Genomic DNA, 25,369 nt, shown 5'->3' with positions numbered 1-25,369 from the left:
TTTCTGCTGCTATTTCCGGTGGGATTTTAGTTTTTTAAGAAGACAACAAATATCTAATTATTAATTTTCATAAAAAAATTTTTTCACTATTGATTATTTAAAAATATATTTGTATGAATTATTAACGACTTAAAATGATACACACAACCAACTCAATACGAGTGCGTTACGGAGAAACAGACCCAATGAAATATGTCTATTATGGCAACTATGCAGAATATTTTGAAGTCGCGAGAGTTGAGCTTTTTCGTACACTTGGGATGTCATATGATGAGATAGAAAAGAGAGGAATTTTTCTTCCCGTTTCCGAATATAAAATTAAGTATTTGAAACCAGGACTTTATGACCAACTTTTGGAAATTCATACTTACATAAAAAAAATTCCGGGTGTTAAAATTGAATTCGATTATGAAATTTACAATGAAGATAAAATCAAAATCACCGAGGCTTCTACTACTCTATTTTTTCTGGATGCAGAAACTAAAAAAATTGTAAGATGTCCCGATTTTCTTTTGGACTTGATCAAGGAAAATTGGAGGGAATAAATTGTCTTTCCTTAAATTTTCAATATATTCGGAATTAAAATAAATCTTAAATGAAAAAATTACTGTCAATAGTTTCATTATCTATTGTATCATTATTTTCAGCTCAACAAAAGACCTATTGTAATCCTATTAACATCGATTATGGTTACACGCCGTTTGAAGTTTTCTCAAAACAAGGAAAACATAGGGCAACTGCTGACCCTGTAATCGTAAATTTTCAGAAGAAGCTGTTTCTATTTTCTACCAATCAGGAAGGTTATTGGTATTCTGACAATATGCTGGATTGGAAATTTGTTTATCGAAAATTTCTCAGGGATAATAAATACACGCACGACCTAAATGCGCCAGCAGTTTGGGCGATGAAAGACACTTTATATGTTTTCGGTTCAACTTGGGAACAGGATTTCCCGATTTGGAAAAGTACCAACCCAACAAAAGACGATTGGAAAATTGCTGTTGATACTTTAAAAGTTGGCGCTTGGGATCCCGCTTTTCATTATGATGAAGATAAAGATAAACTCTACCTCTATTGGGGTTCAAGCAACGAGTGGCCTCTTTTGGGGACCGAAGTCAAAACCAAAACTTTACAATCTGAAGGTTTTGTAAAGCCTGTCATCAGACTAAAACCTGAAGACCACGGTTGGGAAAGATTTGGAGAATATAATGACAATGTTTTTCTTCAACCCTTTGTAGAAGGTGCTTGGATGACTAAACATAATAATAAATATTATCTTCAATATGGAGCTCCTGCAACAGAATTCAGTGGCTATTCTGACGGAGTTTATGTTTCAAAAAATCCATTAGAAGGCTTCGAATACCAGCAGCACAATCCGTTTTCTTATAGACCTGGAGGTTTTGCACGAGGCGCTGGACACGGGGCAACCTTCGAAGATAATTTCGGGAATTGGTGGCACGTTTCCACGATTTTCATTTCGACCAAAAATAATTTTGAAAGAAGATTGGGAATCTGGCCAACTGGATTTGATAAAGATGATGTAATGTACACCAACACCGCATACGGTGATTACCCTACTCTTTTACCACAATATGCACAAGGCAAAGATTTCTCAAAAGGGTTATTTCCTGGTTGGATGTTATTGAATTATAACAAACCTGTTCAGGTATCATCAACTTTAGGCGGTTATCATTCTAATTATGCCGTGGATGAAGACATCAAAACTTACTGGTCTGCAAAAACCGGAAATTCTGGTGAATGGTTTCAGACAGATTTAGGAGAAGTTTCCACAATTAATGCGATTCAGGTGAATTATGCGGATCAGGATGCTGAGTTTATGGGAAAAACATTGGGCAAAATGCATCAGTATAAGATCTATGGTTCTAATGACGGCAAAAACTGGAAGGTGATTGTCGATAAATCAAAAAACCAAACCGACGTTCCTCACGATTACATCGAATTGGAAAATCCGGCAAAAGCAAGATTTCTTAAAATGGAAAACCTGAAAATGCCGACAGGAAAATTTGCCTTGAGTGGATTCCGAGTTTTTGGGAAAGGTGCCGGAACAAAACCTGCGAAAGTTCAAAACTTCGTTCCACTGCGAGCTGACCCTAAAAAGTACGGGGAAAGAAGAAGCATTTGGTTCAAATGGCAGCAGAATTCTGACGCCGATGGTTACGTCATCTATTGGGGAAAATCACCTGATAAATTATACGGAAGCATTATGGTTTATGGCAAGAACGAATATTTCTTTACCGGCGCAGATAGAACAGATGCCTATTATTTTCAAATTGAGGCCTTTAATGCCAACGGAATCTCTGAAAGAACAGAGGTTGTAAAATCAGAATAAATTTTACAGTTTTTCAAACAAAAATTCAAGCTTTCGGAGTGATTCTTCGAAAGCTTTTTTATTATTTATGATTATTATTTCGAAAAGTTTAATTTTCATTAATTCAATGATTTTTAAAAATAGATTAATATTCATTAATAAACTCAATTTTTAAAAGAAAAATACTCAACATTTTTTCATTAATTAAAATAATTTTATAAATTTATAAACAGTAAAAGAATTTAACAGCGAAATGGAATTTTTTCTGACATCAGAAGATAATGATGACCGACCGATTTTTATTACCGGCAATTTTAACAAGTGGAATCCGAAAGATTCAAAATTCAGACTGGAAAAGATAGATGACAACAATTATCACATCAATATTCCTGATGAATTATTAAATAACGAAGTAGAATATAAATTTACAAAAGGTGGCTGGGAAAATGTCGAGATTGATAAATATGACAACATCACACCGAACAGAAAGACAAAAAAAGAAATACAAAAAACACAAGATAAGGTTGAAAAATGGAGACTGAATTGGGGACCTTTCAAACAAGAATTTTTCCCGATTGTAGAATTGGTGGATGAAGAATTCTATATTCCCCAGTTGGACAGAACCAGAAAAATCTGGGCGCTTTTGCCTTACGATTATTACAACTCGGAGAAGAATTATCCGGTTTTGTATTTGCAGGATGCGCAGAATTTATTTAATGATGGTTCCGAATATGGAAATTGGGAAATCGATAAAAAGCTAGCTTTGCTTGCAGAATATGGACGAGGCGATTTGATTGTCATTGCAGTAGAACACGGAAACGACGATCGAATCAAGGAATATATTTTTGATAATGAAGATGTAACGAAAAATGCAGAAGGTAAAAAATATCTGAGGTTCATTACTGACACTTTGAAACCTTGGATTGATAAAAATTACAGAACTAAAAAAGATAGAGAAAATACAGGAATTGGCGGCAGCTCTTTGGGTGGATTGATTAGCATTTATAGCGGATTTCTTTATCCGGAAGTTTATTCCAAATTGCTGATTTTTTCGCCGTCGCTTTGGGTAGAGCCTGAAAATAATTTCCCAATGATAAACTTCACGAATCCATATAAGATTAAAGTTTATCTCTACGGAGGAAGATTGGAAGGTTCAAGAATGGTCGGCAGAATAAGATTATTTGAAAAAGCTTTGAAAAAATTAACAGCGCAGAAATCCTTCGATTTTGAAGTCAGAACCAACATCAATGACCAAGGAACACATCAGGAATTTTTTTGGTCGCAGGAATTTCCAAGAGCCGTAGAATGGCTTTTCATAGACAGTCTGGAAAGTCCTGTGAAAGCCAAAAATGAATTAGAAAAGAACGAAGCAAATGATTAAAATTTACAATAAAAAAGAATCAACAACTCAAAACATATACCTGTTCAGCGAAGCCGATTGGGAACAGGAAAAAAACTCACATCCAAATGTTGAATTATTCTTCAATGGAAAAAAAAACGAGGTTTTCATTAAGACCAATTCAGATGAAATCAGTTTTTTCGTTGGAATCGGAAAAGACGCAAAAGGTTTTGAAATTCAATCTATCGCTAACAAATTTGCGAATGATTACAAAAAAAATCTACAATCTGTTCCAACTTCTGTTATTTCAAAATTAGGATTGAATTTGACTGAAGAATTGGTGAAAGGTTTATTTTTGGGAACTTACCTCTACCCTTTCGGAAAGTCGCATCCGTTTTGGCAGGAGAATTTTGAACTGTACTTAGAAAACATTTCTGAAGAAGAAGGAAAAAATTTAGCCTTAAAAACAGAAGCGCTTTGCAACGGTCAATTTGCCGGAATGGAATGGCTGAACAAACCAGCTAACCATAAAAAAGTGAATCAGATTTCAAATTTCCTGAAATCAACGGCAGAAAAATATGGCTTAAAATATAAAGTCTTCAACAGAGAAGAATCGATCAAAGAAGGTTTAGGCGCATTTGTAGCGGTTAATCAGGGAAGTTCGCAGGAAGCTGCTTTCACCATTTTGGAATACAATTGCGGAAAAGAAAATGCGAAAACTTTCGGATTGGTAGGAAAATGTGTATTGTTCGACACAGGCGGAATTTCCATAAAACCTTCCGCCAATCTGCATTATATGAAAAGCGATATGGGCGGTGCTAGTGCTGTTATTGGCGCTTTGATAACGGCTTCGGAACTTAAACTTCCTGTAAATATTATTACAATTCTCCCGATCACAGACAATGCAGTTTCTGAAAAGGCGTATTTGCCTAGTGATGTAGTAACGGCTTACAACGGAAAAACAATTGAAGTCTTAGACACCGATGCAGAAGGCAGAATGACTTTGGCAGACGGACTTTCTTATCTATCAAAAAACTACAAAACCGATGTTCTGATAGACTTGGCAACGCTCACTGGAAGCTCGGTCAGAATGTTTGGCTACACATGCGGTGCATATTTTTCAAATAATGACGAGTTGAAGAAAAAGCTGGAACAATCAGCAGACAAAACCAATCAACGTCTTTGGAATCTGCCGCTTTGGGATGTTTGGAAAGATGATTTCACTTCGGATGTTGCAGATTTTAAGAACATTTCGATGAAACCCTTCGGAGATTGCATTATTGCAGGGAAGTTTTTGGAACAGTTTATCGAAGGACACGAAAATTGGGCGCATCTGGATATTGCCGGCGTCGCATTTGGGAATGTCGGTTATGCAAAGGATAAAGCAGCAACAGGTTACGGCGTTCAGCTTTTATTAGACTTTATAGAAAACTATAATTAAATCATCGGACATCAGTCATCTGACCTCCGACAAAAAAATGAATATGGAAAAAACGATTGTCTGTATCTCTTGTTATTACAAAGGTTATGATTTCATGGACGAATGTAAAAAACTCGGCAACAAAGTCATTTTGATTACTTCCGAAAACCTCAAGGAAAAACCTTGGCCTTGGCACGCCATAGACGAGATTTATTATATGCCAGAACTTGAACCTTCGGTTTGGAATCTCGACCATTTGGTTCAGGGATTTGCTTACCTGATGAAAAATCATCAAATCGATGCGGTCATCGCCTTAGACGATTATGATGTAGAAAAAGCAGCGATGATTCGGGAAACTTACCGTATTCCAGGAATGGGACAGACAACGCATCGTTATTTCCGAGATAAATTGGCAATGCGTCAGCAGGCAAAAGACAACGGCATTTCTGTTCCTGAATTTTCTTCCATTTTCAATGATGCAAAACTTCACCAGTTCACACAGGACGTTCCTGGACCTTGGGTTTTGAAACCTCGCTCCGAAGCTTCGGCAAGTGGTATAAAGAAAATCAATTCTGCTGATGAACTTTGGCCGGCTGTGGAAAATCTTGGTGATGAACGTTACAAATTCCTTTTGGAATCTTTCAAACCCGGCGATGTCTATCACGTCGATTGTCTGGTTTACAATAAAGAAATTGTATTTTCCTGCTTTTCAAAATACCTTTCTCCACCAATGAAGGTTTCTCACGAAGGCGGTGTTTTTCGCACCAAAACTTTAGACAAAAATTCGGAGGAAGCAAAGGGTTTAGACCAAATCAACAAACAAGTTCTGGATAAATTCGGAATCCAAAACGGCGCAACTCACAGTGAATATATCAGAGGAATAGATGGAAGATATTATTTCCTTGAAACATCTTCCAGAGTTGGTGGTGCTCATATTCCTGATATGGTTGAAGCTGCAACCGGAGTTAATATCTGGCGAGAATGGGCAAGACTGGAAAATGCGTTATTGGAAGGAACTCACTATTCAGTTGAGGAAACTCAAAAATTATATTCCGGATTGATTGTGGCATTATCAAAAGATAAGCATCCCAATACTCAGAATTTACAAAGTGACGAAGTGGAAAAATTCCTACCAATCGATTATCATATCGGGATTGTTTACAAAGCAAAAACCGCAGATATCATCGAGGAAAGATTAGACCAAGCAGCAGAAGTTGTCACAGAACAGATTCTAAATATTCTTCCTCCAAAAGATAAACCGACGAGTTAATGATTAATATTCACCTCCAACTGACAACTAAGTAACTAAATAACTATCAACTAAATATAAATGCCTCAAATAACACATACAGATTATTATTCACACATTCTTGGAATGAGCCTTCAGGTCGAAGTTACAGGACATTTCGGTTATCCGATTATTATGTTCCCGACTTCGCAAGGTTCTTATACTCAGAATGCCGATTTTCATTTGAACGGAAGCATTTCACACTTCACAAACAATGGGATTTTAAAATTATTCAATGTTCAGACGATTGATAAATTCAGTTTTTATGACAAAGGAATTTTTCCTTACGAAAGAATCAGAAATTATGAGATGTACGTTCAGTTTCTCGTTCAGGAATTCATTCCTTACATCCAAAGAACTCACAACACACATCGTGTAGCTGTTGCAGGTGCAAGTTTCGGAGGTTATCACGCTGCTAATTTTGCGTTCAGATTTCCGGATTTGGTTTCGCATCTTTTCTGTTTGTCAGGCGCTTTTAACATCAGGAATTTTATGGACGGTTATCAAGACCAACTGATTTATTTCAATTGCCCGGATGAATTCGTGAAAAATGACGAAGCCTGGAAATATAAGCATATGCATATTGTTCTCAGTACATCTGACCGTGACATTTGTTTGGAACCAACTAGAAAAATGGCAGGAATCTTAACTGAAAAAGGAATCAACCATTGGTATGATGAGCAAAAATGGATAGAACACGATTGGGTGCTTTGGAGAATGGTTTTCCCGACATTCATTGGGCGGTTTTTCGGGTAATCAAAAGTTGAATTAATAAAATAAACATACAAACTTCAGACATCCAACATCGGATTTCTGACCAAAAAAAACAAAACATTATGGCAAAAAAAATTGGAATTTTATTCGGGATGGAAGACACTTTTCCGTGGGCTTTTATTGATAAAGTCAATGAATTAGGAAAAGGCGAATATATTGCAGAACCTGTTCAAATCGACAAGCTGGAACAAGGTGCAGATTATGGTTACGCTGTTATTATTGACAGGATCTCACAAGATGTTCCTTTCTACAGAGCTTACCTTAAAAATGCGACTGTGAACGGAACTTACGTCATTAACAATCCATTCTGGTGGAGCGCAGATGAGAAATTTTTCAATAATGCATTGATGTCAAAAATCGGAATTCCGTTGCCGAAAACCGTTCTTTTGCCTTCTCACGAAAGACCAACTAACACTTCTGAAACATCCTTCAGAAATTTGAAATTCCCTCACGATTGGGAATATATTTTTAATTACATTGGATTTCCAGCTTATATGAAACCTCACGACGGCGGTGGCTGGAGAAATGTTTATCGCGTTGAAAGTCCTGAAGATATGTGGGCAAAACACGCTGAGACAGAACAATTGGTAATGATGGTTCAGGAAGAGATTGTTTTCGAGGATTATTACAGAGTTTATTGTCTAGGCAGAAAATACGTTCACATTATGCCTTATGAACCAAGAAATCCGCATCATCTGAGATATGCTACAACACATCAAACCGAAGGAAAAGAACTCGAAAAACTATTAAAAACCATTACAGAATATACTTTGAAAATGAATGAGGCACTTGGCTATGATTTCAATACAGTTGAATTTGCTGTAAGAGACGGGATTCCTTATGCAATTGATTTCTGTAATCCGGCTCCTGATGCAGATAGAAATTCAGTTGGAGAAGAAAATTTCCAATGGATTGTAGCGCACGCTGCAAAACTAGCAATCGAAAAAGCGAAAGATTACAAGCCCGGAAAAATCAATATCGATTGGGGAAAATTCGTAACCAACCAACTTTAAAACTTAACGACTAACTTAACTAACACAAGAAAAAAATGCACAAATTCACAATAGGTGTTGAGGAAGAATATCAAATCATAGATGCGGAAAGCCGCGATTTGGTTTCTCACGTTTCCAAAATAATAGAAGGAGGAAAAGCCGTTCTAAGCGAAAACTTAAAACACGAGATGCACGAATCTGTCGTAGAAATGGAAACAGGCATCTGTGAAAATATTCAGCAGGCGCGTCAGGAATTGACAGACCTTAGGAGACATCTTGTAAAAACTGCTCACGACCAAGGTTTACGAGTTTCGGGAGGCGGAACACATCCGTTTTCTCATTGGAAAGATAATATCATCACAAAAGATGCTCGTTATGACAAAATCGTCAGTGATATGGGCGATGTTGCAAGGTCGAATTTGATTTTTGGTTTGCACGTTCACATCGGGATTCCAGATCGTGAAGAAGGAATCAGAATACAGAATGTGATGCGATATTTTTTACCACACGTTTATGCATTGTCTACGAATTCTCCGTTTTGGGTTGGAAGATTAACAGGTTTTAAATCTTACAGACAGGAAGTTTTTGCTAAATTCCCGAGAACAGGATTACCAAGTTATTTCAGTAGTGTGGCAGAATTTGATGCGTATGTCAATCTAATGGTCAAAACCGGAACGATTGATAACGCGAAGAAAATCTGGTGGGATTTGAGAGTTCACCCGTTCTATCCTACAATTGAATTCAGAATTTGTGATATGCCTCTGACTATTGATGAAACGGTTTGTCTTGCGGCAATCATGCAGGCTTTGGTTGCAAAAGTTTACAAAATGCACCAGCAAAATACGAGTTACAGAAGTTACAGAAGATTACTTCTGACGGAAAACAAATGGCGCGCTTCCAAAGACGGAATTGATGCACATCTGATTGATTTTGGTAAAGAAGCCAGTGTTCCTTATAAAGATTTGTTGGAAGAATTATTACTTTTCATCGATGATGTTGTTGATGATTTAGGTTGTAGAAAAGAAGTTGAATATGCAAGAGAAATTATCAAAAACGGAACCGGCGCCGACAGACAATTGAAAGTTTTTCACGAAAGTGGCGGGGATATGAAGAAAGTCGTGGATTATATGATTTATGAGACAGAGAAAGGGCTTTTATAATTATTAATTTTTAGTGATCAATGGGTTAATTATCTCTGAACCGTATGCAATAGGGATTGCAGTGGAAATCCTTTTGCTTTTCTTTCACATAAGGAAAAGCAAAAGATTGACTTCGTCGAACCACTTCGCTAGGTTTGCAACGGAAAGCCCGACCCGAGCTGGGATTTTGCACTGGTGAGGGAATTGCCCAAACTATTACAATAAGAATTTTGTTCGCTTTTTATAAATTTTAGATTCCGTATTTTTGTAAAAATTTATGAATATGAGTAAAAATGATGTAAGAATTGCACTTTTGGATATGAATAATAATCATCCCAATCAAGGGATGAGAAACATAAAAGAGCTTTCGAAGACCTTTCAGGAACAGTCGGAATATGAAGTTGCTGTGGATGTTTTTGATGTTCGTTATAAAAATGAAATGCCCAACATTGAAGATTTTGACATCTTCATCTCTTCCGGAGGACCAGGCAATCCGCATCGCGAAGGTTATGAATGGGAGCAGAAATTTGCTGATTTTTTGACACAGATTTGGGATCATAACAAAAACAATGAGCAGAAAAAATATCTGTTTTTGGTTTGCCATTCTTTCCAGCTGGCGGTGATCCATTTCGGAATTGCAAATGTCTGCAAGAGAAAATCCTATTCATTTGGTGTAATGCCAATCCATAAATCGGAAGACGGTGAGCAGGAATTTCTATTTAAAAATCTACCAGATCCTTTCTACGGTGTTGATTCCAGAGCGTACCAATGTATTGAACCAAATCAGGAAAAATTGGACGAGTTGGGAATGAAAATTGTGGCTTTGGAAAAAATCCGTCCAACAGTCCATCTGGAAAGAGCAATGATGGCAGTTCGTTTTTCTGAAGAAATTTTCGGAACTCAGTTTCATCCGGAAGCGGATCCGCTTGGCTTTATCAAAAATTTGGAAGATGAGAAAAATAAGGAGGCAATGATTGAAACTTTTGGGATGGAAAAATATCTTGAAACGATTGACAGAATGGATGATGACGATAAAATTGTTTTAACAAGAGCGCAAATTATCCCAAGATTTTTACAACTGGCTTCTGAACAAATTACTAAAAACTTAGAATTTCATTGAAGTAAAATGTGAGAAGTAAAAAGTGAAATGTTTTTCTTTTTACTTCTTACTGTTGACTTGAAAAAAACGCAACTATGATTCCAAAATACAGAACTCAATTTAACGAAGAATTTTCTCAGGAAAAATACCAAAAAGTTAGTGAAATAATAAAAGAGAAATGCGGTCACGAAGCCGCGTTTCGACTTTCTGAGAGTCCAATATTTCTTACCAAAGAATTTTGGAAAAAGCTGGATGATGCTTCCCAGTCGATTATTTCTCAAATCAAAGAAATTCCTGACGAAAAACTGAAAAAAGCTATTCCTGCTAATTGTAATGTTCCGAACGACACTCAGAAACCCCATTTTGTAGCGATAGATTTTGGAATTTGTCAGGATGAGAATGGAAATGTTATTCCGCAGCTGATAGAGTTGCAGGCTTTTCCGAGTTTATTCGGCTTTCAGAAATTGTTTGAAGAAGTGATTACCGAAGTTTATCCTTTTCTGAACGAACTGAAAAACTCACTTCCGAAAGATGAATACATCCAAAAACTGAAACAAGTTATTGTAGGAAACGAAAATCCAGAAAATGTCATTCTTCTGGAGATCTACCCTGAAAAACAAAAAACCGCGATTGATTTCGTTCTAACTGAGCAATATCTTGGAATCAAAACGGTTTGTCTGACTAAAATTAAAAAAGAAGGCAAAAAGTTATTCTACGAAAATGATGGAAAACTGATTCCTATCAACAGAATTTACAATCGTGTCATTTTTGATGAATTGGATAAAATCGAAGTTCTGGAAACAGAATTTGATTTCCGGGAAGATGTGGATGTAGAATGGATTACACATCCGAACTGGTTTTTCAAAATCTCAAAATATATTCTTCCAAAACTGAAACACGAATTTGTTCCGAAAAGTTATTTCTTGTCTGACTTTCCTGAAAATGAACCATTGGAAAATTTCGTTTTGAAACCACTTTTCTCGTTTGCCGGAAGCGGTGTGAATCTTAGTCCTAGTCAAGAAATCATTAGTCAAATTGAAGATAAAGAAAATTATATTCTACAAAGAAAAGTGACTTACGCACCACTTTTTGAAGACGTCAACGGAGAATTTTCTAAAGCTGAAATTCGTTTACTTTTCGCCTGGAATCCTGAGAATGAAAATCCTGAACTTCTTGTGAATCTTGTTAGAATGACGAAAGCTGCGATGGTGAATGTGGATTTCAATAAAAAAGATGCGATTTGGATTGGTAGTTCTATGGCGTTTTTTGAGAAATAAATCTCATTATATTTGGCAGACAATTTCGAAAACTATTATGTATAAATATATTATTATTTTCTTTTTAATCTTTATTCAAACCAAATCACAAGTAGATAATAAGTTACTAGTAAACGATTGGACAAAAGTTAAAACAAAAACAATCGATGGTAGTAAGGATTTAAGTGAACCTTTCAGTATTTCCAAATACTACAATTGGAAAATTACACCCAAACAAATCTGTATGAAAACAGAGTCAATATATGTCCAACCAAACGGTTGTTATGATTATACTATTGATAAGCAAACCCTAAGAACTACGCCTGATTCTGGATACAGAATAATTAAGCTGGATAATGATTCTTTAATTGTTGTGGAAGACGTAAAAGGAAAAACTGAAAAAGATAAAGTAAAAAAGATGTGGTTTGTAAAAACTTCAAAAATAATTGATGAGTACAAATCTAAAACTAAAAATGATTCCGTTCTTAAAGCGACTGCTTTTTTCACACCAACTCTAAATAATTATTTATTATTAGAAGTAGCTAAGGATTTTCAAAAAAAGAATACTTATCCATCTCTTCTTTTTAAAGGAAATTTAATTATATATCCAAAGATAAAGCAAATTGATTTACTTGCAAATGAAGAAAAGTTTAATCTTGATAAAAATTTTTTAATTATTAAAACAGCTATCAACAAAAGTTTTAATAATTGGAATTTAGATAGTTTTCAAACCTTTGATAAGATTTATATACCTTTTATTTTAGAAAGTAAAATGGAAAAAATGAAAGGAGGAATGACATTTAAAGGAGTAAGGATTTATTTTTTTATGGATGATTTTAGTGATATTCCGAAAGTTTATGGCCCAAAAATGGAAGATTTGGAGTTAGCTCAAGAATATTTTCAAAAAGCTGTTAAATATCTCCAAAATAAAAATTACGATAAGGCAATTGACTTTTTCAATAAAGGATATGAATTAAACAACTCAAAAGTAGATGCTCTTTATAATATTGTCTCAATTTATTCTGCACTAAAAGACAAACCAAATATGTGTTTGACTCTCAAAAGGCTGAAAGATTTGGAACAAGTTGATGGAACTTATCTATATAATAACCATTGTGTCAAAAACTAAAAAAGCGTAAATTATAACAGAACATTTCTGGCGTATTTTTTGGACATAGCGATAAAAAACTATGTTCGATTTTAAACAAATTTTATTAGGTTCCGAAGAATGGACTTTCCTTTTGGAAACGGTTCTCAGGACTGGGATAATGTTCTTTGTTATCATTTTTGGACTTCGGATTTTAGGAAAACGAGGCGTAAAACAACTTTCAGTTTTTGAACTGGTTGTTATCATTGGACTTGGTTCTGCAGCCGGCGACCCGATGTTTTACAAAGATGTTGGAATAATGCCAGCGATTGTTGTTTTCACAATGATTATCAGCCTGTACACCATTATCACCTACTTTATTGGGAAAAGCAAAAAATTTGAGAAACTGGTTGAAGGCAAACCGATCTGCTTGATTCAGGATGGTGTTTTTTGTATTGATGATTTCCGAAAAGAGTCGCTAGGAGAAGATGAATTCTTTGCGGAGTTAAGACTGAAGGGCATTTCACAACTTGGTCAGGTTGAAAAGGCTATTGAGGAAATCTCCGGAGAAATCAGCGTTTTTTATTATGAAGATAAAGACATTAAATATGGTTTACCAATATTGCCCAACTCTTTAGAAAATCCATTAAAAATATTTACTGAGAATATTCATTATTCCTGTACATTTTGTGGCTATACACAAGAATTCAAATCCGGAGAACACGGCAATTGTAAAGTCTGCAAAAATGATGAATGGGTAGAATCTTCCAATAAAAAAAGAGTTTCTTAAATCAACTCCAATTCTTCTACTTTCAGTTCATCAAAATGTTGAATGACCAAATCTGCGGTTTCGTAATTCTGATTTTTGCTATTTACGCTTTTATAACCAACACAAAATATCTCTGCAGCATTTGCAGCCTGGATTCCGTTGGTGCTGTCTTCTATGACAATACAATTTGATTTATCATTTCCTGATAATCTTTGAGCTTCGTTAAAAATAGCAGGATTCGGTTTTGATTCTGGGAAATCTTCACCACTTACAAGATGTGTGAAATAAGGAAATAAATTGAAACGCTTGAAAACTCTGTCAATCGTAGATTTGGCTGCAGAAGAAGCTAATATCAATTGGAAATTTGCGGAATAAAGATTTTTTATCAAAGCCTCAACTCCATCTAATAATTTCAAAGCTGGGTCTGAATCAAATAAGTCGTAAAATAGAGTTCTTTTTCTTTGGATTAATTCTTCAACATTGGTATCGATTCCGAAAATCTCTTTAATCATCTGGTAAACATTTCGGGTCGATTTTCCTGTAAATCTTGAGAATAATTCTGCATCTACATTGATTTCTAATTCTTTGAAATGTTGATAGTAAGCTTTTTTGTGAAGTGGTTCTGTATCTACAATCACGCCATCCATATCAAAAATAACCGTATTTTTCATTAACCTATTTCATTAATTTCGGTGCAAAAATAGGGATTATGTTTTTAACGTTTAATTTTGAACGCAAAGTCCACTAAGATTTTTGAATTTATTGAAAATATATTAAGATTCGCAAAGGCGCCTCGCTCATCAAAGCAGTACATTCACTGTCTAGAAATTCAACTTTATTATTTTGTCTTTTCCTGCTAGAATCAGAGTGTTTTTATCGAGCCATTCGCAGGCGTATAGATTTTTTTCGTCGGAGATTTTTGTCCAGGTTTTTCCATAATCTGAGGAGAAGCTGATGTGCTGGTCTCCAACCGCGACTATTTCTTTTCCTTTGGCTTTTGGACGAAATTTGACACAAGTCATATAGCCCGCATTTTGTCCACTGGCTTGGATTTGCCAGGTTTGACCACCATCATTTGTGGTAGCAATATTATTGATATTATCGGATTGTTTTGTATAATCTCCGCCAACAGCTATTCCGAAATTTTTGTTATAAAAATCAATTGAATAAATACCTTGCGAAGAAGTTCCCTGAGTAAATGGTGTTTTGAAAACCTGCCAATTACAATCCTTGTTTTTCATTCTGAAGATTCTGGATTTTGAACCTCCGGTCGCAATCCAAATCAAATTTCCCACACTTGCAATATTGGTATTACTTGCAGCAAAAGCAGCCTCACCTTTTTCTAAATAAGGAAAATCTTTACAATCATTACAATGGATCCATTGAGAACCACCATTTCGGGTTTGAGAAATATTCAATCTTTGATTGGCTGACGGGTCGCTAAATGCTAATCCAAAATTATTATCTGTGAATTTCAAAGCATCATAAAAAGCCGTCGGATCATTATCATTGAACACGACTTTGAAATCTAATTTTTTTTTATCAATTTCAAAAAAGTAAGCTGGACTTTCTATATTAATTGTGTAAAAGCTTTTTTTATTTTGAGCAAGTGTCCGAAATTGTAGCTTTTTATCTGAAAGTTTAATCTGCTTTTTATCTGATTTATCTTTAAGACTGACATAACCGAATTTTGAATCCGTTCCGGCATACCAGACTTTTCCGTCCCAGATTTGGATGGCTCTGATGCTGATTTTATCCGTCAATAAAGTATCGATCGTGAATTTCTGAGATAGTAGAAATGATGAAATAATCGTGAGTGATAATAGTACTAGTTTTTTCATTTTATAAAAATAATGAAAGTTGGGTAATGTTGAAAATTTCGTTTTACAGACAAAATCCATAGCCCCGATAGGAACGGCATCCTTTTTTGTTATTGCGATGGGTAAATTGTTCAACAGATTGTTTCACTTCGTTCGCAATGACAAAAAAGATATAGTGGATAGCGGGATCAAGCTCCAAAAAAAATTCCGCAAAAGATGCGGAATTTATATTTTAATGCTTGTTGTCGATATCAATATCAACATCTTCCAAAGGTTCTTGCTCTGCTTTGAACGTCTCTCCAAACCCTCCGTTTTGAAGTTTTGAATTTCTTTTACTGTACAAGAAATAAATGAAGAAACCGATGACCAGCCAACCTAAAGAATACATTTGTGCTTCTTTGCTCAGGTTGATGATCAAATAGATGTTAATCGCAATTCCTAAAACCGCAATAACTGGTAATGCAGGCACTTTGAAGTTTCTTTGAAGATTCGGTTCTTTAACTCTTAAAACCCAAACCGCAACACACACCATTGTGAACGCGAACAAGGTTCCAAAACTGGTCATATGCGCCAAATCATTGATCGGTGTGAATGAAGCAATGACTGAAATTACACCACCTAAAATAATTAAGTTTTTTGATGGTACGCTTGTCGTTGGGTTTACTTTTGAGAAGGTTTTCGGAATTAATCCGTCTTTTGACATTCCTAAAAATATTCTGGATTGTCCCATAATCATTACCATCAGTACGGAAATCAAACCAACTGTTGCTGCAATGGTAATGATATAACCTGCCCAAGCCTGTCCGGCAATATCGAAGGCATACGCCACTGGTGCTTTGATCGCATCCGGATATTTTCCTAGTGGATTGAAATCTGTATAATGCATCATTCCGGTTAAAACCAATGATACCAAGATGTATAATAATGTACAAATTACCAAAGATGCGATGATTGCAAATGGCACATCTTTTTTAGGGTCAATCGCTTCCCCAGCCTGTGTAGAAACCGCATCAAAACCAACATAAGCAAAGAAAATGGCTGATGCTCCGGCAACAACTCCTGCATAACCATATGCAGAATGCGAAACTCCGTTTTCTGTAATCGTAGTAGCAGCTGGAATGAAAGGTGACCAATTCTCCGGATTGATGAAAAATACACCAGCAATAATCACAAAGATAATGGCAGAAACTTTTAGCATCACAATGAAATTATTCGCTTTTGCAGCGCCTTTTGTTCCTCTCAACAGAATACCTATCACTACCCATACAATAAAAAATGCAGGTAGGTTCATAGAAAATCCAGAATTACCTGCAGCAAGATATGTTTGTGGGTCTGTCGTTAACCAAGCCGGTAAATGCAGCCCAAACATCTTCAGCAATTTTCCAAAGTATCCGGACCAGGAAACAGCTACAGTCATAGAACCCATTGCATATTCAAGAATCAGTCCCCAGCCGATAATCCAGGCGAAGATCTCTCCTACAGTTCCATAAGCATAGGCGTAGGCTGAACCTTCTACCGGAAGTATAGATGCGAATTCTGCATAACACAATGCCGCAAAAACACAGGCAATCCCAGCGATGACAAAGGAAAGTGCTAAGGCAGGACCGGCATTATAATAAGCACCTGTACCTGTTAAAACAAAAATACCACCTCCAATGATGGCACCAATTCCAATAGCTGTTAAACTCCATTTTCCCAATACACGTTTTAGCTGACTTTTTTTAATGTCTGCTTCATACGCTTCCATTGGCTTCTTAATCCAAATATTTGCCATAATTGTAATTTTTTTTACCCCAAAAATTGAAAGGGGGCTTTTTCTTCTATATTTATTTTTGAATTACGAAAATATTAAAAAAATGCTTTCATTAACTTTTTTTAACTAATTAATTTTACTTATCTGTATTAATTATGAATAAGCCAACCCATTTTTGAACATTAATAATTATCTTTGAGGATATGAATTTTCTCGAAGAACTCACTGCGCAATATCAATCTTATGAAACTTATCTGATTGTCTTAGAAGTCATTGCAACTGTATTCGGTTTACTGAGCGTATACTTTTCCATCAAAAAAAACATATGGGTTTACCCTACAGGGATCATCTCCACGGTGCTTTTCATTTATATTATGTTTGTCTTTGGACTTTTGGGAGATATGCTGATTAATGTTTATTATACAGTTATGAGTATTTATGGCTGGATTCTTTGGTCAAAAAGTTCAGAAGACCACATCCATGTAGAAGTTAAGAAAGCAAGTAAGAATGATTGGAAGCTTGGAAGTGTTTTGTTTTTGGGAAGCCTGCTTTTCGTTGGATTAATTTACTACCTCAAACCATTTATCGACAATCAGTTTTCTATGGAAGGCGTCAAGCTTGGACTTTATCACCTCGATTGGGCGAATTACACAGATATTGTTACCACTTCCCTATTTCTTGTCGGAATGTATTTTATGGCTAAAAGAAATCTTGAAAACTGGATATTTTGGATTGTTGCGGATATTGTCTGCGTTCCAATGATGCTTTACAAAGGTCTGGGATTTACAGCGCTGCAATATTTGATTTTTACAGCAATGGCAATTATCGGTTATCTGGAATGGAAGAAAAACTTAGTTAAGTCCTGATAATTTCTCTGCATATTCTTTAGCAAAGAGCGCTTTGTCTTCTTGCAATTTTTCCAGAGTTTTTGGAAGAATGTAATGAAAGATATATTGATCGTGTTCATCTGTAAAACCGATTTCCTTTTCTTCGCCATCAATCATTTGGGCAAAAATATCCCACATCGATTGGTCTTTTAACTTCAGTAACTCAAAAAAATCGTTGGCTTTTATTGTAATATTTTTCATATTTAATTAATCTTTAGATTCATACCTATCATAGAAATCTCCCGTTCCTTTAGCATCAAGTCTCCCAACTATTACTTCGTCAGAACTTTTTGATAATTCTATTTCTGGTCTCAAGTTATAATGTTCTCTTGCTCCAATTGGTAAATATCTATTATCAACTTCTTCTTGATCCAAATCTGCAACTTCCAACAATAATTTTGCAAAGCTTCTTAATCCTTCCGGATTACCGTGAATCATTATTTTCCTTTGATTCTCGTCAATAATTTGATAACTAAAAATATCTCTAAATGACCTTTAATTTCATTTCCTTTGTTTATGTTATATTTCATCCCTATTTAAATTTTAATCAATTAAACATCTTTGATAAAATCTTCATATTCATAAAACAAACGTTCGAAGGCGTCCATTTTTTCTACAAAGAATTCGAAAATATCTGGCCAGGTTTGTTTGTTGAAAATGCTGACTCCAGATTTCTCAACCCAAATTCTACTAATCACTTTTCCGTTTTCTAAAGTATAAAATTCATCTTTTGTAAATTCTCCAATCTCATCTTCTAAAATGGATTCTAAAGACCAAATTTTCTCGTAATAAGCATTTCGGAATAATTCATCTTTCATCTCAATATCAATCGAAACCTCAGCTTTTTTGTTATCTGCATAAAATTTGAAAGAAAAATCCTTGATTTTGGTATCATACAACAACCATTTTCTCGGAAAAGCTTTCCCGAAAGCGGTCCAGAATTCTGTTTTCAATTTTTGAGCTTCTTGTTTGGAAAACACGTGGTTAATTATAAATGATTAATGATGAATTATAAATGATGAGCAATTCGGCTTCTTTTGGTGTAATGTTAATACTTGTCAGGCTGAGGCTCTCGAAGCCTTTCAAATTTGTCTCTTCTGTCTTTAAATTTGTTTCTTACAAACTCAAATCGACTTTTGCTTCGTTAAATTCTTTGATTAGGTTTTCGAAGACTTTTTCAACAGGAAGAATCTCATCTATCAAAGCAGAAACCTGTCCGATTTCCAATTCGCCTTCTACCAAATCACCTTCGAACATTCCACGTTTTGCACGGGCTCTTCCGAGCGTTTCTTTCAGAGCTTCGATATTTCTGCCCGTTTCGTAAAGACTTTCTAAGTCGTGGAAGAATTTATTTTTAACCAAACGAACGGGTGCTAATTCCTTTAATGTTAATTGCGTATCGCCTTCTTTCAGTTCAACGATTTTATTTTTGAAATTATCGTGAGAACTTGCTTCAACTGTTGCCGCAAAACGAGAACCAATCTGGACACCATCTGCGCCCAAAGTCATCGCGGCACGCATCTGGCTTCCCAAACCAATTCCTCCCGCAGCAACCAAAGGAATATCGATATGTTTCCTGACATTCGGGATCAAACAAAGTGTTGTCGTTTCATCTCGTCCGTTATGTCCGCCTGCTTCAAAACCTTCTGCTACAACTGCATCAACTCCAGCTTCCTGACATTTCACAGCAAACTTAACACTTGATACAACGTGAGCAACTTTGATGCCTTCTTTTTTTAAAGTCTCGGTATAAGTTTTCGGATTACCAGCCGATGTAAAAACGATTTTTACGCCTTCTTCCAAAATGATATTGATGAGTTCTTCAAGATTAGGATAAAGCAAAGCGACATTCACTCCGAAAGGTTTATCCGTCGCCGTTTTACATTTTCTGATATTTTCTCTCAGAATGTCGGGATACATACTCGCCGAACCAATCAATCCCAATCCGCCATTATTAGAAACCGCCGAAGCCAGTCGCCATCCGGAATGCCAGATCATTCCACCTTGGACGATTGGATATTTTGTTCCGAAAAGCTGCGTGATTCTATTCATTCTGTTGTACTGTTTTTGGGCGATTCCGAAATCTATGAAACTGGACATTTTATATTTTTTCCAAAAATAGCGATTCGGATTGAGAATAAAAAAGCCGGAAGAAAATCTCCCGGCAAAATTCAAGTTTTTATGTTTCCTTTATTTTTTGATAAATTTTGAATTTACGGTTTCATTACTCATTTTGAGTTTTGTCACATAAGTTCCTTTTTCCAATTGAGAAACGTTTACTTTTTCCGCTTTATCGGAACTGATAATTAGCTTTCCGCTTAAATCATAAATCTCCACTTTCTGAATATCCTTAGCATTATTAAAACTGATAAAATCTGATGCCGGATTAGGATAAACCAAATAATCATTCACCTTACTCTGAGTGTCATCAACAGCCAAGACTATATTTGAGTCTTTGACCCAAGTGAAGGCGTCTAAACTAGCATACCTGAAAGCTCCACCCAACGTAAGCTGTAGCTGATCTATAACTATATTGGAATAGTTCTGTCCATTCAGATTTACCAAATTTATTAATGTAAAACCATTCGTACTTCCTAAAGAAGTAGCAAATCCTGTAGTTTTGGTCTGCGTAAATTTGGTAACTCCGGATAATTTGCCTGTAATCGTAAGGGTTCCGTCAACGTTTAGATCAAGATTAAATGCTGACAGATATATCCAAAATCTATTAACTTTGAACAAATTAGATGTTGTTCTAATGCTAAAAGAGGCCGGGCTTTCTGACGAGTTTGAATTGTCAATGTACCTGTTATCATTTGCAGTTCCGTTCCAACCTGTTCCGGGAAAATTACCCTGCACTCGGAACGTACCCACGTGGGAAAGAATGTTGAAAATCACACCATTGTCTGTGAAAGAAGTACTGCCGTGCGATTCTGTTTCGAAAGACTCTGTACTGCTCTGCGCATAGAAAGAATTGGAACAGATTAATACAATCATAGCCAATAAAGGATTGATTTTTTTCATAATGTTTACTTTTAGGATTGTTAGAAATTATTTTTTGATAAATGTGGTGCCTGATTAACCAATGATTAAAATTAATCAGGCTGATTAACCAACCTTATTATTCCTTGATGAATTTCAAGGATTGTGTTTCTTTTTCAGTAGAAATATGAATGAAGTAAATTCCTTTTGATAATGATCCCAAATCTAATTTCGTTTCATCAACTATATTTCTCGTCAATACTTTTTTTCCATCCATCGATATGATTTCCACCATGGAGATTTTTTCTCTGGTTTTCAGATTCAGAATATCCTTTACAGGATTTGGATAGATTGTAATTGATTTTTCATTATTAATGTCCGAGACAGATAAGGTCGGTTGTTTTTCAAAAGCTCCGATATCAATTGTTGTTTCCTCGGTTCGACTATTATTTGCCAGATCAAAATTTCCATACTTTGACACATCGTAAAACGAATTATTTCCATTATTAATCCCATTACTAGAATTTTGCAAACCAAAATCCTTAGAAGCAACATCTTTAAATAAAGGATCTGTAGTGTAATTATTAGAACCAGTTAAAGTCACATTGTATTTTGGAAGAATAATAGAATTGTTCGCTGTTACAGTTGTCCCAGCACCATCAATTGTATTCACAGAATTGCCACCCATCCAGAAAATAGAATTCTGAATCGAATTGAGGACCGGATTTACAGTTGAAAGAATTGTCCCGCTATCTGGGTTGTAGACCGTGGAATTAATAAAACTGAGGGAAGAAGCACTATTATAAAAAGGAATATAAATCTGGTCAGAATAAATTAGGCTATTAACAATAGTAACTTCAGAACCTTCTCTTGCCGCAACTGCCGTTCCTTTGTACGTACCAGAATATTGAGTATAATTACCAATCTTGTTGTTTACAAATCTGCTTTTATTAATCAAAACATTATTATTCCCATAAGTAAAAATCGCTGCCCCAAGACCACCATTTGGTCCGCCTTGAGAACCATTATCCACAACATTTTCTTGAAAAAGACAGCCTTTGATCTCAATATTTTGGACTGTTCCATAATGATTAAAAACATCAAGTGCTCCACCTGCGTATTTTGAGTAATTGTTATAAAAAGAACAATTCTCTACTCGCGTGACATTAGTTCCTGAGGTATTAGCTTCGATTGCCAAAGCTCCTAACTGAAACTGCGAATTATTCTTAAATATATTATTGGATATCAACGGAGAATTATTATCAATCGAGGGATAAACTAGAATTGCGCTCCCTGTGTATCTTGGAAAATAATTATTCAAAACAGATCCGGCGTTTGCATTCCCATCCTGAAAGGTAAAACCATCTATCTGCGTAGAATTGTCAATCGCTGAATCATACGCATCGATAACCATTATATGGTAACTGTTATCATTAGCCGAATTTGCCGCTCCGATATTACCACTCAGAATGGTTTCATTGGTCTGGATATCTCTTTCGGATAAAGATGTTTCTGATCCTGAAAAGCCTCCATAGACCTTCAAATTATTTCGGGTGATATAGAAAAAATCATCTCTGTTGGAAATCGTAGACGGATAATAAGTTCCCTTGGAAACCCAGATTTCCTTAATTGCTGGATTAGAGTTGGCAGCCGTAATGACCTGCTTTAAATTTTTAGAAGCATTGGACCACGAAGAACCGGTTTCTGCACCACCAATTACAGCCGTATTGACATACACAATACCATTAAGACTTGGCAAAATCTGTGCATCAACAAAAGCAGGAATCAACAAACAAGAAAGAAAAAATAGAAGTGTTTTCATAATTTCAGTTTTAACAAATTAGAATTGCATGACAATGATTTAGCATTCATTCATTAAAATTAGAAATGATGAAAATTTTATCCGAAAAAATGTTCTGAAACTATGCTTTTTTGTTCTAAAGTGAAATTAGAAATGTTTGGAAATCTTGAAAACCTTATCCTCCAAATACAATTTATCATTCACGATTTTTGAAATATGATAGGGATTGACAGCTACACTTCGATTTATGCGTTTAAAATATTTCGAAGGAAAAACCTCTTCCAGATAGGACATTGTTGTTCTTAGAATTTGATTTTTACCGGACTTCAAATAGATTTCGACATAGATATGGTCAGCTTCTGCAAAAAGAAAATCTTTGGATTGGAAATAATAGACCTGTTTGCCAATCTCTATCTTGAAGATATTATCCTGATTGGCCAATGCAAGATTAATTGCTGTGATCAAATTCACATTTTCAACAGGTTTTGAAAGGTAAGCAGAAGGTTTCAGGTCAGTCACTTTTTCGAGTGTCCCTGGATCGGTCAAAGCGGTTGTAAAAATGAATGGAATCGAAATATTATCATTGATGAATTGCGCCAAATCCAGCCCTGTTTTTTCTCCGGAAAGCGAAATATCAATCAAAACCAAATCAAATAATTTGTGAGACAACAACAGTTTTGCTTCTTCATAATCGTGAGCAATTTCGGACAAGAAAAACGGTTCCAGCATCCTTTTGACAGAGAACGCAATCAAGACCTCATCTTCTACAATCAGTATTCTGTTTTTATGCTCAGTCATTGGGAAATGTGATTTTATAATTAGCTTTATCTCTTGTGTAATTCCCTTTCAGTTGTTTTACCATTCCTTCGATAATCAAAAGCCCGAGTGAATCTTTCTTATTTTCAAAATCGAAATTGGTTCCGTTATCCGAATATGACAATTCTATCTTATCATCAATCAAATTTAATTTTAAATCTAATATTAGCGATTCTGTTTTTGCGTGTTTTATAGAATTAGTAATCAACTCATTAAGAATCAAACCAAATGGTAATGCTTTGTCTACTTTCAGAGTGCTATTTTCGATATCAATTTTATAATCAATAACTCTTTGTGAACTATTTTGATGCGTTTCGAAAATCCGGTTAGTATAACTTTCTACCTCGATAAGTGCATTATCATTATGATTCACGCTGTAAGAATAGAGTTCGTGCACAATCATTATCGTTTTTATCCGCTGATGAAGATCTTCGAATCTATTTTTATACTCGGAACTATCAGCCTGGTCTTTCTGAAAATCTATCAGACTGAGAATCACAGCCAGATTATTTTTGACACGATGATTAAGCTCTTGAACCAAGAATTGTTTCTGCTCAAGATTGTTTTTCAAAGCAAGGTTATTATCAGAAATTTCTTGTTTTTGAACTTCTATTTTCTTTTTATTTTTAAGAATCAACCAAATTAAACACGCTAAAACGAAAACAGAAATAAATAATGTGATATTAAGCTTTCGAGTTCCCGCAATGTTCTTTTGTAGTTGTTCTTTCTCTGTTTTTTCCTTCTGAAAATTAAACTGAATTCCCAGTTCTTTAACTTTAAGATCTATTTGCTGATTGTTGAACTGATTATATAAGCCTGAAGTCAGTTTATAATAGTGTAAAGCGGAATCAGGTTGATTTTGCTTTTCCATAATTTCGCTTTTCAATTGAAAAATATCCGCTCTGTAATTTAAAACTCTTGAATTTTTGGAATTGGCAATTGCAGAATCTATATAAACATCAGCCATTTTATAATCCTGCTTTGAGAAATATAAAAACGAAATATTATTGTACATAGAATTAATCGCCTCGTTGTGATGAAGTCTTTTGTACAAATAAAGTGCACGCTGAAAATGTGCTAATCTCTTCTCTGGATTGTTCCGGTTTCCCAATCCCAGAATCAGTTCTACATCAGGAAGATTCGATTCATCATTGACTGACATCGCATATTTTTTGGCCTCGTTAGCTATTTCAAATGCAATTTCCCGATGACCATTCACCCTGTAATACGAAGATTTCCTAATAAGAAAATGAGTATAATTTTTAGGTTTAAGATCAGGATGATTTTTGATTAACTGTTCTGCTTTATCAATTTCGATTTTGGAAGATTTTTCATCATTATTAATTTCAAAAATGAGTTCTCTTTCGATATGGATTTTGAGTTGCTGTTCAGGCGTTAATTTAGAATTGATGAGATTTTGAGACAGTTTGAAAGCCTCATCGTAGAGTCCCAATTCCGTCAGGATTTTTACTTTCGAAACATCCAGATTTGTCTTTTCATCGGAATTATAATGTTCCCTATTTTGATTAATCAGTTCCAAAGCAGTTGGATAATCCGAATTTTGAATCTTTTTATCTAGTTCTTTCCGCAATACGTGGAAAGCATTTTGCCCGGAACAAAAAACCATTAGAAAAAGCAGGAAAAAATTAGAAGATTTTTTCATAATAACAAAGATAAACAAATGCAGTTTCCGATTTTTTTTAAAATTATTAATGGTATTTTTCATCAAATTCAAATATATAATCTTCCTTGACCGCCTCGTTAAAAATGTTATGAAAGCGTTGGTTTTTGTTCTGAATATCATAAAAACAAAAGGCCATC

General features: G+C 35.2%; 24 protein-coding genes. 13 read left to right on the top strand and 11 right to left on the bottom strand.

Features of this window, described 5'->3' with window-relative positions; translation table 11 throughout:
* Nucleotides 1–134: 134 nt before the first annotated feature.
* The 12 genes from KI430_RS18000 (at nucleotide 135) to KI430_RS17945 (ending at nucleotide 13,513) form a co-directional block, all read left to right on the top strand.
* Entirely contained in the window at nucleotides 135–545 is a 411-nt protein-coding gene (locus tag KI430_RS18000) for an acyl-CoA thioesterase (RefSeq protein ID WP_248876254.1), read from the top strand.
* A gap of 50 nt (nucleotides 546–595) precedes the next feature.
* A complete protein-coding gene (locus KI430_RS17995; protein ID WP_248876253.1) occupies nucleotides 596–2,350 on the top strand; it encodes a discoidin domain-containing protein in 1,755 nt (584 codons plus the stop codon).
* Nucleotides 2,351–2,582: 232 nt separating this feature from the next.
* Nucleotides 2,583–3,710: an alpha/beta hydrolase-fold protein gene (locus KI430_RS17990; RefSeq protein WP_248876252.1), complete on the top strand. Its 1,128-nt coding sequence runs from the start codon at nucleotides 2,583–2,585 to the stop codon at nucleotides 3,708–3,710.
* Nucleotides 3,703–5,109 (top strand): M17 family metallopeptidase, encoded by a 1,407-nt coding sequence (locus KI430_RS17985; RefSeq protein WP_248876251.1) that lies wholly within the window; start codon nucleotides 3,703–3,705, stop codon nucleotides 5,107–5,109. Before KI430_RS17990 ends, KI430_RS17985 begins: the two co-directional genes overlap by 8 nt.
* A gap of 43 nt (nucleotides 5,110–5,152) precedes the next feature.
* A complete protein-coding gene (locus KI430_RS17980) occupies nucleotides 5,153–6,358 on the top strand; it encodes an acetyl-CoA carboxylase biotin carboxylase subunit family protein (RefSeq protein ID WP_248876250.1) in 1,206 nt (401 codons plus the stop codon).
* A 60-nt stretch (nucleotides 6,359–6,418) separates the two neighbouring features.
* Nucleotides 6,419–7,132: an alpha/beta hydrolase-fold protein gene (locus tag KI430_RS17975; RefSeq protein WP_248876249.1), complete on the top strand. Its 714-nt coding sequence runs from the start codon at nucleotides 6,419–6,421 to the stop codon at nucleotides 7,130–7,132.
* 80 nt (nucleotides 7,133–7,212) lie between these two features.
* Complete coding sequence (locus tag KI430_RS17970) at nucleotides 7,213–8,163, top strand: RimK family alpha-L-glutamate ligase (RefSeq protein WP_248876248.1); 951 nt, start codon at nucleotides 7,213–7,215, stop codon at nucleotides 8,161–8,163.
* Between the two features lie 35 nt (nucleotides 8,164–8,198).
* Nucleotides 8,199–9,302, top strand: coding sequence for a carboxylate-amine ligase (locus tag KI430_RS17965; RefSeq protein ID WP_248876247.1), 1,104 nt, complete (start codon nucleotides 8,199–8,201; stop codon nucleotides 9,300–9,302).
* Between the two features lie 262 nt (nucleotides 9,303–9,564).
* The gene (locus tag KI430_RS17960) at nucleotides 9,565–10,401 is read left to right on the top strand and encodes a type 1 glutamine amidotransferase (protein ID WP_248876246.1); all 837 of its coding nucleotides are present in this window, start codon (nucleotides 9,565–9,567) and stop codon (nucleotides 10,399–10,401) included.
* Nucleotides 10,402–10,475: 74 nt separating this feature from the next.
* Nucleotides 10,476–11,657: a hypothetical protein gene (locus KI430_RS17955; RefSeq protein WP_248876245.1), complete on the top strand. Its 1,182-nt coding sequence runs from the start codon at nucleotides 10,476–10,478 to the stop codon at nucleotides 11,655–11,657.
* Between the two features lie 37 nt (nucleotides 11,658–11,694).
* Entirely contained in the window at nucleotides 11,695–12,765 is a 1,071-nt protein-coding gene (locus KI430_RS17950; RefSeq protein ID WP_248876244.1) for a tetratricopeptide repeat protein, read from the top strand.
* Nucleotides 12,766–12,826: 61 nt separating this feature from the next.
* Nucleotides 12,827–13,513, top strand: a complete 687-nt coding sequence (locus KI430_RS17945; RefSeq protein WP_248876243.1) for a DUF421 domain-containing protein — start codon at nucleotides 12,827–12,829, stop codon at nucleotides 13,511–13,513.
* Here KI430_RS17945 and KI430_RS17940 read toward each other — a convergent pair.
* From KI430_RS17940 to KI430_RS17930, 3 genes are all read right to left on the bottom strand, one after another.
* Nucleotides 13,510–14,163 carry an HAD family hydrolase gene (locus KI430_RS17940; protein WP_248876242.1) on the bottom strand — a complete coding sequence of 218 codons (654 nt, stop codon included), beginning with the start codon at nucleotides 14,161–14,163 and terminating at the stop codon, nucleotides 13,510–13,512. The genes KI430_RS17945 and KI430_RS17940 overlap by 4 nt on opposite strands.
* 150 nt (nucleotides 14,164–14,313) lie before the next feature.
* The gene (locus tag KI430_RS17935; RefSeq protein ID WP_248876241.1) at nucleotides 14,314–15,333 is read right to left on the bottom strand and encodes a WD40/YVTN/BNR-like repeat-containing protein; all 1,020 of its coding nucleotides are present in this window, start codon (nucleotides 15,331–15,333) and stop codon (nucleotides 14,314–14,316) included.
* A 211-nt stretch (nucleotides 15,334–15,544) separates the two neighbouring features.
* A complete protein-coding gene (locus KI430_RS17930; RefSeq protein ID WP_248876240.1) occupies nucleotides 15,545–17,086 on the bottom strand; it encodes an APC family permease in 1,542 nt (513 codons plus the stop codon).
* A 182-nt stretch (nucleotides 17,087–17,268) separates the two neighbouring features.
* Here KI430_RS17930 and pnuC point away from each other — a divergent pair, with 182 nt between their 5' ends.
* Nucleotides 17,269–17,931: a nicotinamide riboside transporter PnuC gene (gene pnuC, locus KI430_RS17925; protein ID WP_248876239.1), complete on the top strand. Its 663-nt coding sequence runs from the start codon at nucleotides 17,269–17,271 to the stop codon at nucleotides 17,929–17,931.
* Here pnuC and KI430_RS17920 read toward each other — a convergent pair.
* The 8 genes from KI430_RS17920 to KI430_RS17885 form a co-directional block, all read right to left on the bottom strand.
* Nucleotides 17,917–18,153 carry a hypothetical protein gene (locus KI430_RS17920; RefSeq protein WP_248876238.1) on the bottom strand — a complete coding sequence of 79 codons (237 nt, stop codon included), beginning with the start codon at nucleotides 18,151–18,153 and terminating at the stop codon, nucleotides 17,917–17,919. The two genes, pnuC and KI430_RS17920, sit on opposite strands and share 15 nt — an antisense overlap.
* Nucleotides 18,154–18,159: 6 nt before the next feature.
* Nucleotides 18,160–18,390 carry a hypothetical protein gene (locus tag KI430_RS17915; protein WP_248876237.1) on the bottom strand — a complete coding sequence of 77 codons (231 nt, stop codon included), beginning with the start codon at nucleotides 18,388–18,390 and terminating at the stop codon, nucleotides 18,160–18,162.
* Nucleotides 18,391–18,503: 113 nt separating this feature from the next.
* Nucleotides 18,504–18,932 carry a DUF4268 domain-containing protein gene (locus tag KI430_RS17910; RefSeq protein WP_248876236.1) on the bottom strand — a complete coding sequence of 143 codons (429 nt, stop codon included), beginning with the start codon at nucleotides 18,930–18,932 and terminating at the stop codon, nucleotides 18,504–18,506.
* Between the two features lie 136 nt (nucleotides 18,933–19,068).
* On the bottom strand, nucleotides 19,069–20,004 hold the full coding sequence (locus KI430_RS17905; protein ID WP_248878379.1) for an NAD(P)H-dependent flavin oxidoreductase: 936 nt from the start codon (nucleotides 20,002–20,004) through the stop codon (nucleotides 19,069–19,071).
* Nucleotides 20,005–20,142: 138 nt separating this feature from the next.
* Complete coding sequence (locus KI430_RS17900; RefSeq protein WP_248876235.1) at nucleotides 20,143–20,973, bottom strand: T9SS type A sorting domain-containing protein; 831 nt, start codon at nucleotides 20,971–20,973, stop codon at nucleotides 20,143–20,145.
* A gap of 97 nt (nucleotides 20,974–21,070) precedes the next feature.
* A complete protein-coding gene (locus KI430_RS17895) occupies nucleotides 21,071–22,753 on the bottom strand; it encodes a T9SS type A sorting domain-containing protein (protein ID WP_248876234.1) in 1,683 nt (560 codons plus the stop codon).
* A gap of 126 nt (nucleotides 22,754–22,879) precedes the next feature.
* On the bottom strand, nucleotides 22,880–23,530 hold the full coding sequence (locus KI430_RS17890; protein WP_248876233.1) for a response regulator transcription factor: 651 nt from the start codon (nucleotides 23,528–23,530) through the stop codon (nucleotides 22,880–22,882).
* Nucleotides 23,523–25,211: a sensor histidine kinase gene (locus tag KI430_RS17885; protein WP_248876232.1), complete on the bottom strand. Its 1,689-nt coding sequence runs from the start codon at nucleotides 25,209–25,211 to the stop codon at nucleotides 23,523–23,525. The genes KI430_RS17890 and KI430_RS17885 overlap by 8 nt, the downstream gene beginning before the upstream one ends.
* Nucleotides 25,212–25,369 lie beyond the last annotated feature (158 nt).

Origin of the sequence: Epilithonimonas zeae (assembly GCF_023278365.1) — a bacterium.
Taxonomy (GTDB): domain Bacteria; phylum Bacteroidota; class Bacteroidia; order Flavobacteriales; family Weeksellaceae; genus Epilithonimonas; species Epilithonimonas zeae_A.
The sequence above is the reverse complement of the archived record's forward strand: the minus strand, read 5'-3'. Positions and strand labels throughout refer to the sequence as shown.